The following is an 8,647-nucleotide window of genomic DNA, read 5'->3' on the forward strand; positions in this document are numbered from 1 at the left end:
GTCAGACCCCGAGATAGCGGTCCTGAAGCTCCGGCGTCAGCGCCGCCGGCGCGCCCTCGAAGACAGTCGCGCCCTTTTCCAGCACAAAGCACCGGTCCGCCACCGGCAGCAGCTCCGAAAGCGTCTTGTCGACGACGAGGATCGACTGGCCGGCGGCCTTCAGCTTGCGGATCGCCGACCAGATGTCCTGCCGAATAACCGGCGCAAGGCCCTCGGTTGCCTCGTCGAGGATGAGGAGGCGCGGATTGGTCATCAGGGCACGGCCGACGGCAAGCATCTGCTGCTCACCGCCGGAAAGCGTGCGGGCATGTTGGTCGCGCCGCTCGCCAAGGCGGGGGAAGAGGTCTATGACCTTCGCAAAAGTCCACTCGCTACCGCGGGCCGTGGCGACGAGATTTTCCATCACCGTCAGGTTGGGAAAGCAGCGCCGTCCCTCCGGCACGAGGCCGAGGCCGAGCCTGGCGATGCGGTGCGGCCGCATGCCGAAGATGGCTTTGCCGCCAAAGCTGATGGCGCCAGCGCGCGGGCGCACGAGACCGATGATCGAGTTGATCGTCGTCGTCTTGCCCATGCCGTTGCGCCCCATAAGCGCGACGACTTCGCCTTCCCTTATGTCGAGATCGACGCCGAAGAGCGCCTGAGAGGCGCCATAGAAGGTTTCGAGGCCTTTGAGATCAAGGAGGGTCACGCGGCTTCTCCCAGATAGGCGCGGCGCACTTCGGGGTTGCTGCGGATTTCATCGACCGTGCCCGTTGCGATGATGCGGCCGTAGACCAGCACCGAGATCCGGTCTGCCAGCGCAAAGACCGCATCCATGTCGTGCTCCACCAGCAGCATCGGCGCTTCGTGGCGCAGGCCATCGAGAAACGACGTCAGCTGCTTGGAGCCTTCCGGTCCCATGCCCGCCATGGGTTCGTCGAAGAGAAAGGCTTTTGGCGACAGTGCAAGCGCTATGGCGATTTCGAGCTGCCGGCGCTCGCCGTGTGATAGCTCCGCGGCCGGTATGTGGGCGCGGCCGGCAAGACCGACGCGCTCCAGCATGGCCATTGCGGGGTCGATCAGGCTCCGGTCGCTCGCCACCTGCCGGAAGAACCGGAAGCTGCTGCCCTCCTTCGCCTGCACGGCCAGCATGACATTGCGAAGGGCGGAAAATTCCTGCGCCAGCGAGGAGATCTGGAAGCTGCGGGCAAGCCCGAGCCTTGCCCGCGCCGCCATGTCGAGCCCGCCGATATCCTGGCCGAGAAAGCGGATCGTGCCGCTGTCGGCCGCAAGCGAGCCGGCGATCTGGTGGATGAGCGTGCTCTTGCCGGCACCGTTCGGGCCGATCAGCGCGTGGATCTGGCCGGGGTAAAGGTCGAGGCTCACCCCGTCCGTTGCCTTCAGCGCGTTGAAGGATTTGCGCAGGTCGCGGATTTCGAGAATGGGCTCAGACATGGCGCGGCTTTCTCGAGACGAGGCCCAAAAAACCGCCGCGCGCAAAAAGCACGATGCCGAGCAGGATGAGGCCGAGGAAGAACTGCCAGCGCTCGGTGATGCCGCCGAGCACATATTCGAGGCAGACGAAGATCATCGCGCCGGCGACGGGGCCGAACAGCCGTCCCTTGCCGCCAAGAATGATGAGAACCATGAGTTCACCCGACATGTGCCAGGAGAGCATCGACGGGCCGACGAAGCGGTTGAGATCGGCATAGAGCGCACCGGCAAGGCCGGTGATCATCGCCGAAAGCGTGAAGGCGACGAGCCGAATCTGGAAGGGCGGGATGCCGACCGCAGCAAGGCGTACCCCGTTCTGCCGTGCCGCTTGCAGGGCGCTGCCGAAGCGCGAGCCCTCGACGAGGCGAAACAGCAGGAGCATCGCCATGAGCACCGCAAAGCAGATCAGGAAATAGGGTAGCGGTTGCGCGGTATTGATGCCGGGAAAGGCGTTGCGCACATAGATCGACAGGCCGTCCTCGCCGCCATAGGCCGGCCAGGAGATGGCGAAATAATAGATCATCTGCGCGAAGGCGAGCGTGATCATGATGAAATAGACGCCCATCGTGCGCAAGCTGATCGCGCCGATCGGCAGGGCGACGAGCCCGGCGACCATGACCGCCACCAGCCAGATCAATGGCATCGAGGTCGTACCAGGAATGCCGGCGAAGAGCGGCTCGGCGTTGAACGCGTGGGTCGCCAGAATGCCGGCGACATAGCCGCCAAGACCGAAGAAGGCAGCATGCCCGAAGGAGAGCAGCCCGCCGAGCCCGAGCGCCAGGTTGAGGCCGACAGCGGCGAGCGCCAGCACGACGACGCGGGTGGCGAGTGTCACATAGAAGGGTTCGCCCATGCCGGCCGCGATGAGCGGCAGGCCGAGAAGAAGGAGGGCGATGATGAGGTTGACGGTGGTTTCGCGGTTCATCGTCGAGGCCTCACGACTGGGTCGCGAACAGGCCGCTCGGCCTGAAAGCGAGAATGAGGGCCATGACGACATAGATCAGCATGGAGGCCACTGCTGCGCCGATCGTGGTGGCCTGTGCGGCCGGCATGGTCAGCGCGAGAAGCGAGGGCAACAGGAAGCGCCCCATCGTATCGACGACGCCGACGATGACCGCGCCGACGAGCGCGCCCTTGATGGAGCCTATGCCACCGATGACGATGACGACGAAGGCGAGGATGAGCACCGGCTCGCCCATGCCGACCTGAACCGATTGGAGCGCGCCGACCAGCGCACCGGCAAGCCCGGCGAGTGCGGCACCGAGCGCGAAAACCACCGTATAGAGCGTGCTGATATCGACGCCGAGGGCAGCGATCATCTCCCGGTCGGATTCTCCGGCGCGAATACGCATGCCGAGCCGTGTCCGGGAAATAAGGAGATAAAGACCGACGGCCACCGCAATGCCGACGGCGATGATGGCAAGCCGATAGAGCTGGTACTGACCGCCGCCCGGCAGCGGCACCGCGCCTTGAAGCTGTTTGGGAATATCGAGATAGAGCGGGAACGAACCGAAAAGCCAGCGCGCGCCTTCGGATAGAATGAGGATCAGCGCGAAGGTGGCGAGCACCTGGTCGAGATGGTCGCGGTCGTAGAGCCTTCGGATCACGGCGACCTCGATCAGGGCGCCGACACCGGCGGCGGCGACAAGGCTGGCGATGAGGCCCAGCCAAAAGGAGCCGGTGGCGGCCGCGACCGTGGCGCAGGCGAAGGCGCCGATCATATAGAGCGAGCCGTGGGCCAGGTTGATGAGGCCCATGACGCCGAAAATCAGCGTCAGGCCGGCGGCCATCAGAAACAGCATCACACCGAGCTGAAGGCCGTTGAGCAATTGTTCGATCAGGAGTGCGGTGAACACAGCGTCGGTCCGGGCTTGGGGTTAGAGCAATTGCAGCAAAAGTGCGCAGCGGTTTTGCGTGTCGCGAATTGCGCCAAAACAAGGTGTCAGAGCGTTTTCGCGATTCGACGAAAAGCGGAAATGCTCCAGGAGCGCGTTGAGCATCGCCCGGGCGCCAGCAAAAGGCGGGCGCCCGGGCGTTCAGACGTCAAACGGCGTTACAGGCCGCACTGGTCGGCGTAGGCGTCCTTGTGATTTTCGAAGGCGGTCGCGACGATCTTGTTGGTCAGCACGTCGCCATCCTTCACCACTTCGCGCACATAGATGTTCTGGATCGGGTGCTGGTTCTTGTTGAAGGAGAACGTGCCTCGCACCGACTTGAAGTCGGCTGCCTTCAGCGCTGCGCGGAAGGCGTCCTTGTCCTTGACGCTCGCCTTGGAAAGTGCCGAGAGGATGAGGTTTGCCGTATCCCAGCTCTGCGCCGCATAGACCGACGGCAGGCGGTTGTATTCGGCCTTGAAGCTTTCGACGAAGGCCTTGCTGGTCTCGTTGTCGAGGTCCGGCGACCAGCTGGCGGAATTCTTCACGCCAAGTGCTGCATCACCGATAGCCGGCAGCACGTCCTGGTCAAAGGAGAAGCCCGGCCCCATGACCGGAATGCCGACGCCCGACTGGGCATATTGCTTCATGAAGGCGATGCCCATGCCGCCGGGCAGGAAGAAGTAGACGGAATCGGCACCCGACGCACGGATCTGTGCGATTTCGGCCGCGTAGTCCGTCTGGCCGACCTGGGTATAGATCTCGCCGGCAAGACTGCCTTTGTAGAAGCGCTTGAAGCCGGTCAGCGCATCCTTACCGGCCGGATAGTTGGGCGCGAGGATGAACGAGTTCTTGTAATCCTTGTTGGCATATTCACCCATGCCTTCGTGGAAATTGTCGTTCTGATAAGCGACGTTAAAGTAGTTCGCATTGCAGTTCGCACCGGCCAGCGCCGAGGGGCCGGCGTTCGGCGAAAGGTAGATGACGTCCTGCGCCACCGTGTTCGGCACGACAGCCATGGCGAGGTTCGACCAGATGATGCCGGTCATCAGGTCGACCTTGTCGCCCTGGATCATCTTTTCCGCGATCTGCACGGCCAGTTCCGGCTTCTGGGCGTCGTCCTCGATCACGAGTTCCACGTCCTTGTTGCCCGATTGCTTGATGGCGAGCGTGAAGGCGTCGCGCATGTCGATGCCGAGGCCCGCGCCACCGCCCGAAAGCGTGGTGATGACGCCGATCTTTACCGGCTCGGCATAGGCGAGGCTGGATGTCGCGAGCGAAAGGCCAAAGAGGCTTGCTGCCAGAATGCGGTTCATGCTGTTCTCCTCATATAGTTTGGTTTTTATCGTGTTCTATCAAAGGTCTGTACGAACATGCCATAGCTCGGGGAAGAGTTCCACTTCCAGCATTTTCTTGAGGTAGGATGCGCCGGATGTCCCACCCGTGCCGCGCTTGAAGCCGATAATGCGTTCGACGGTGGTGACGTGGTTGAAGCGCCAGCGCCGGAAATAATCCTCGAAATCGACCAGCTTTTCCGCAAGCTCGTAGAGCATCCAATAACGCTGCGGATTGCGATAGACGGTCTGCCAGGCCGCAAAGACCTTGTCATTCTCGACGCGCGTCTCGCGCCAGTCGCTGCGCTCCGCCTCGTCGCCAATGTCGAAGCCGTTGCGGCCGAGAAGCCGGATCGCCTCGTCGTAGAGCGAGGGAGCGGCGAGGATCGCCTCCAGCTTTTCCATGATATCGGGGCGATGCGCGTGCGGGCGCAGCATGGCGAGGTTGCGGTTGCCGGCCAGGAACTCGATTGCCCGGTACTGCCAGGACTGGAAGCCCGAGGACTGCCCGAGCGAATCCCGGAACTCAGTATATTCGCTTGGCGTCATCGTGCGCAGCACGTCCCAGGCGCTGTTGAGCTGCTCGAAAATGCGGGCGACACGCGACAGCATCTTGAAGGCGGGCTCCAGCCGGTCCGCCCGCAGCGACCGTATCGCCGAGCTGATCTCATGCAAGGCAAGCTTCATCCACAGCTCGGAGGTCTGATGCTGGATGATGAACAGCATCTCGTCATGCGCGTCCGACAGCGGCGCCTGCGCGGTCAGCACCTTCTCCAGCTTGAGATAGTCGCTATAGGACATGCGTTCTTCGAACGACATCTGCGCGCCTTCCGTGGAAGGGTCGTACGGTTTGCTCATCTTAGTGCTCCGTGCGCAGGCGAAAACGCTGGATCTTGCCGGTTGGCGTCTTCGGCAGGGCATCCAGGAATTTCACTGAGCGTGGGTATTTATAGGGGGCGATCATCGCCTTCACATGGTCCTGCAGGCGCTTGATCGTCGCCTCGTCGGCCGAAACGCCGGCCACCAGCACGACATGGGCCTCGACGATCTGGCCGCGTTCCCCATCGGCCGCGCCGATCACGGCGCATTCCGCCACGTCCGCATGGGCGATCAGCGCTGCCTCCACTTCGGGGCCGGCGATGTTGTAACCGGCGCTGATGATCATGTCGTCGGAGCGGGCGGCGAAGTGAAAAAAGCCGTCCTCGTCCTGCAGGAAGGCGTCGCCCGTGAGGTTCCAGCCGTCGCGCACATAGTCGCGCTGGCGGGCATCGGCCATGTAGCGGCAGCCGGTCGGGCCGCGCACCGCAAGCTTGCCGACCGTGCCGCGCGGCACTTCGCGCATGTCCTCGTCGACGATCCGCGCCTCGTAACCGCCCACGGGTTTGCCGGTCGAGGCCGCCTTGCGGTCTTCAAAACGGTTGGAAATGAAGATGTGCAGCATTTCGGTGGCGCCGATGCCGTCGAGGATGGGCTTTCCGGTCTTTTGCGTCCATTCTTCGAAGACAGGCCCGGGCAGCGTCTCGCCGGCGGAGATGGCAACGCGTAGCGACGAGAGGTCCGCGCCGGCATCCATCGCCTTCAGCATGGCGCGGTAGGCGGTGGGGGCGGTAAACGAGATCGTCGCCTTGTAGGTCTCGATGATCTCCACCATCAGCGCCGGCGTCGCCTGTTCGAGCAGCGTCGCGGCCGCGCCGAAGCGCAGCGGGAAGATCGCAAGGCCACCGAGGCCGAAGGTGAAGGCGAGCGGCGGCGAGCCGACGAAGACGTCTTCGGGCGTTACCGCGAGGACTTCTTTGGCATAGCCGTCGGCAATTGCCATCAGGTCGCGGTGAAAATGCATGGTCACTTTCGGCACGCCCGTGGTGCCGGATGTGAAGCCGAGCAGCGCCACGTCGTCGCGGCCCGTCCGCACGGCGTCGAAGGTGACCGGTTTGTCGAGGGCGACACGGTCGAGTTCGGCGTCATGGTTCGCGGTTCCGTCGAAACCGATGACCTGTTTGAGATAACGGCTGTCCTTGGCGCAAGCGATCATCTCGTCCATCAGCCGCGTGTCGCAGAGCGCCACGCTGATTTCGGCCTTGTCGACGATCTTGGCGAGTTCCCCGGCGCGCAGCATCGGCATCGTATTGACGACGACGGCGCCTGCCTTGGTGGCGGCGAGCCAGCAGGCGACCATGGCCGGATTGTTGGCCGAGCGAATGAGAACACGGTTGCCGGGCTTCACGCCGTAATTTTCGACGAGCGCATGCGCCAGCCGGTTCGTCCAGTCGGAGAGTTCCTTGTAGGTGCGCCGCCGCCCGTTGCCGATCAGCGCCGTGCGGTCGCCGACGCCTTTGGCGACCATCGCATCCGTCAGTTCCACGGCGGCGTTGAGATAGTCCGGATAGTCGAAGCCGTCGAGCAGGAAATCCGGCCACTCCCCCGGCGGCGGCAGGTTGTCGCGGGTGAACGTATCGACATGGGCGGTCGGTCCAAGCATGTGCGGCTATTCCCCTGTTGCTGTCCTGCCTGGCACCCAGGCACGGTCAAAGCCGACGAGATGGTGTGTGGTCGCGCAGCGGCGCTCGGCCGGGCATGGCGTTGCCGGCTCGCGTCGTTGCGCAGGAAATGTATCGATGGTGATGGGCACAGCGAAGACCTCCACTTCTGCGCTGAACATGGATCAGCATTGCATCTGTCAAAAATTATTTCAAGCATAAAGTTTCTTGCCCGATGGCATTGCCTTTGGACGCTGTCCGGGCGATTGCTATGCCGCTGGCCGCATGAACGGGAGGAGTGCAGCGATGCTGGAATACCGCATTTCGGATTGGGACGACGCCTATGCCAATGGCGTGAACATCGCGCGCAGCGACCGCTGGCCGGAGGCCTGGATCAAGCCCGCCGACGCCTTCCGAGACGCATTGCTTTCCGCCGGGCGCGCAAAACTCGACCTTGCCTATGGCGAGCGGCCGCGCAATCGCATGGATCTGTTTCTCCCGGACGGCTCGGCCAAGGGTCTGGTCGTTTTCGTGCATGGTGGCTTCTGGTTGCAGACCGACAAGAGCGTCTGGTCGCATCTCGCCGCCGGCGCTGTCGCGAGTAGTTACGCCGTTGCCATGCCGTCCTACACGCTGTGCCCGGAAGTTCGCATCGGGCAGATTGTGACGGAAGTCGCAGCCGCCATCGGGGAAGCCGCAAAGCGCGTCGAGGGCCCGCTGATGCTGACCGGGCATTCCGCCGGCGGGCATCTCGCCAGCCGGATGGTCACGGCGACGTCGCCTCTTGCACCGCACGTTCAGCAGCGCATCCGCAACGTCGTCTCCATTTCCGGCCTGCATGACCTGCGCCCGCTTCTATCCACCACCATGAATGAAAAGCTTGCCCTCGACGAGGCAGAGGCGATGGCGGAAAGCCCGGCGCTGCTGCGGCCGATGGAAAATGCCCGCATCACCTGCTGGGCCGGCGCCAGCGAACGCGCCGAATTCCTGCGCCAGAATGCCTTGCTCGCCAACATCTGGACGGGGCTGGGCGCGACCACCGCAACGGTCGTCGAACCGAACAAGCACCACTTCGACGTTCTCGATGGTCTCACAGACGCGGCACACCCAATGACACGGACCCTGCTGTCGGTGTGACCGCTTCGTTGGAAAGAAGGATGTGTCGTCGTGTTCCAGCCGACGCCTTTCGGCGTCTGCGCATGTATGGATGCCACGGGTGTTGTCACATAAACGAGGTGTCAGTGAGTTTGGCATGGAGATGGCGGCATGAAGAGTTCTGCCATCAGCTACAAGCGTCCCCGTTTCCCGCGACAGATCATCTCGCATGCGGTCTGGCTGTATTTCAGGTTTCCTCTCAGCCTACGCCTTGTCGAGGAAATGCTGCTGGAGCGCGGAATTGCCGTCTCGTATGAAACAGTCCGGCGATGGGGTCGGAAATTCGGACCGCCTCCGCAAAGCAACTCCGTCGCAGCCGGCCGTCGCGCCGGGA

At 63.2% G+C, this 8,647-nt stretch carries 8 protein-coding genes and 1 pseudogene; 2 read left to right on the forward strand and 7 right to left on the reverse strand.

The genetic code is table 11. The annotated features are described in order from the left end of the window. Position 1: 1 nt before the first annotated feature. The 7 genes from ACT6VE_RS26185 to ACT6VE_RS26215 form a co-directional block, all read right to left on the reverse strand. Positions 2–688, reverse strand: a complete 687-nt coding sequence (locus tag ACT6VE_RS26185) for an ABC transporter ATP-binding protein (protein ID WP_444801262.1) — start codon at positions 686–688, stop codon at positions 2–4. Further along, positions 685–1,434 (reverse strand): ABC transporter ATP-binding protein, encoded by a 750-nt coding sequence (locus ACT6VE_RS26190; RefSeq protein ID WP_444801263.1) that lies wholly within the window; start codon positions 1,432–1,434, stop codon positions 685–687. The genes ACT6VE_RS26185 and ACT6VE_RS26190 overlap by 4 nt, the downstream gene beginning before the upstream one ends. Further along, positions 1,427–2,398 carry a branched-chain amino acid ABC transporter permease gene (locus ACT6VE_RS26195; RefSeq protein ID WP_444801264.1) on the reverse strand — a complete coding sequence of 324 codons (972 nt, stop codon included), beginning with the start codon at positions 2,396–2,398 and terminating at the stop codon, positions 1,427–1,429. Before ACT6VE_RS26195 ends, ACT6VE_RS26190 begins: the two co-directional genes overlap by 8 nt. 10 nt (positions 2,399–2,408) lie before the next feature. Further along, the gene (locus ACT6VE_RS26200) at positions 2,409–3,329 is read right to left on the reverse strand and encodes a branched-chain amino acid ABC transporter permease (RefSeq protein ID WP_444801265.1); all 921 of its coding nucleotides are present in this window, start codon (positions 3,327–3,329) and stop codon (positions 2,409–2,411) included. Positions 3,330–3,526: 197 nt separating this feature from the next. Further along, positions 3,527–4,663 (reverse strand): ABC transporter substrate-binding protein, encoded by a 1,137-nt coding sequence (locus ACT6VE_RS26205; RefSeq protein WP_444801266.1) that lies wholly within the window; start codon positions 4,661–4,663, stop codon positions 3,527–3,529. A 39-nt stretch (positions 4,664–4,702) separates the two neighbouring features. Beyond that, positions 4,703–5,539, reverse strand: coding sequence for a tryptophan 2,3-dioxygenase (gene kynA / locus ACT6VE_RS26210; RefSeq protein ID WP_444801267.1), 837 nt, complete (start codon positions 5,537–5,539; stop codon positions 4,703–4,705). Between the two features lies 1 nt (position 5,540). Then, positions 5,541–7,160 (reverse strand): AMP-binding protein, encoded by a 1,620-nt coding sequence (locus ACT6VE_RS26215; protein WP_444801268.1) that lies wholly within the window; start codon positions 7,158–7,160, stop codon positions 5,541–5,543. 304 nt (positions 7,161–7,464) lie between these two features. Here ACT6VE_RS26215 and ACT6VE_RS26220 point away from each other — a divergent pair, with 304 nt between their 5' ends. Then, positions 7,465–8,295 (forward strand): alpha/beta hydrolase, encoded by an 831-nt coding sequence (locus ACT6VE_RS26220; protein ID WP_444801269.1) that lies wholly within the window; start codon positions 7,465–7,467, stop codon positions 8,293–8,295. 129 nt (positions 8,296–8,424) lie between these two features. Further along, positions 8,425–8,647 (forward strand): annotated as a pseudogene (locus ACT6VE_RS26225) (IS6 family transposase); the annotation flags it as partial.

Source organism: Shinella sp., assembly GCF_052438155.1.
Classification (GTDB): Bacteria; Pseudomonadota; Alphaproteobacteria; order Rhizobiales; family Rhizobiaceae; genus Shinella.

Coding starts and splice junctions, on each gene's coding strand:
- ACT6VE_RS26190 (WP_444801263.1), bottom strand. CDS start 1,434: ATGTCTGAGCCCATTCTCGAAATCCGCGACCTGCGCAAATCCTTCAAC.
- ACT6VE_RS26195 (WP_444801264.1), bottom strand. CDS start 2,398: ATGAACCGCGAAACCACCGTCAACCTCATCATCGCCCTCCTTCTTCTC.
- ACT6VE_RS26205 (WP_444801266.1), bottom strand. CDS start 4,663: ATGAACCGCATTCTGGCAGCAAGCCTCTTTGGCCTTTCGCTCGCGACA.
- kynA (WP_444801267.1), bottom strand. CDS start 5,539: ATGAGCAAACCGTACGACCCTTCCACGGAAGGCGCGCAGATGTCGTTC.
- ACT6VE_RS26215 (WP_444801268.1), bottom strand. CDS start 7,160: ATGCTTGGACCGACCGCCCATGTCGATACGTTCACCCGCGACAACCTG.
- ACT6VE_RS26220 (WP_444801269.1), top strand. CDS start 7,465: ATGCTGGAATACCGCATTTCGGATTGGGACGACGCCTATGCCAATGGC.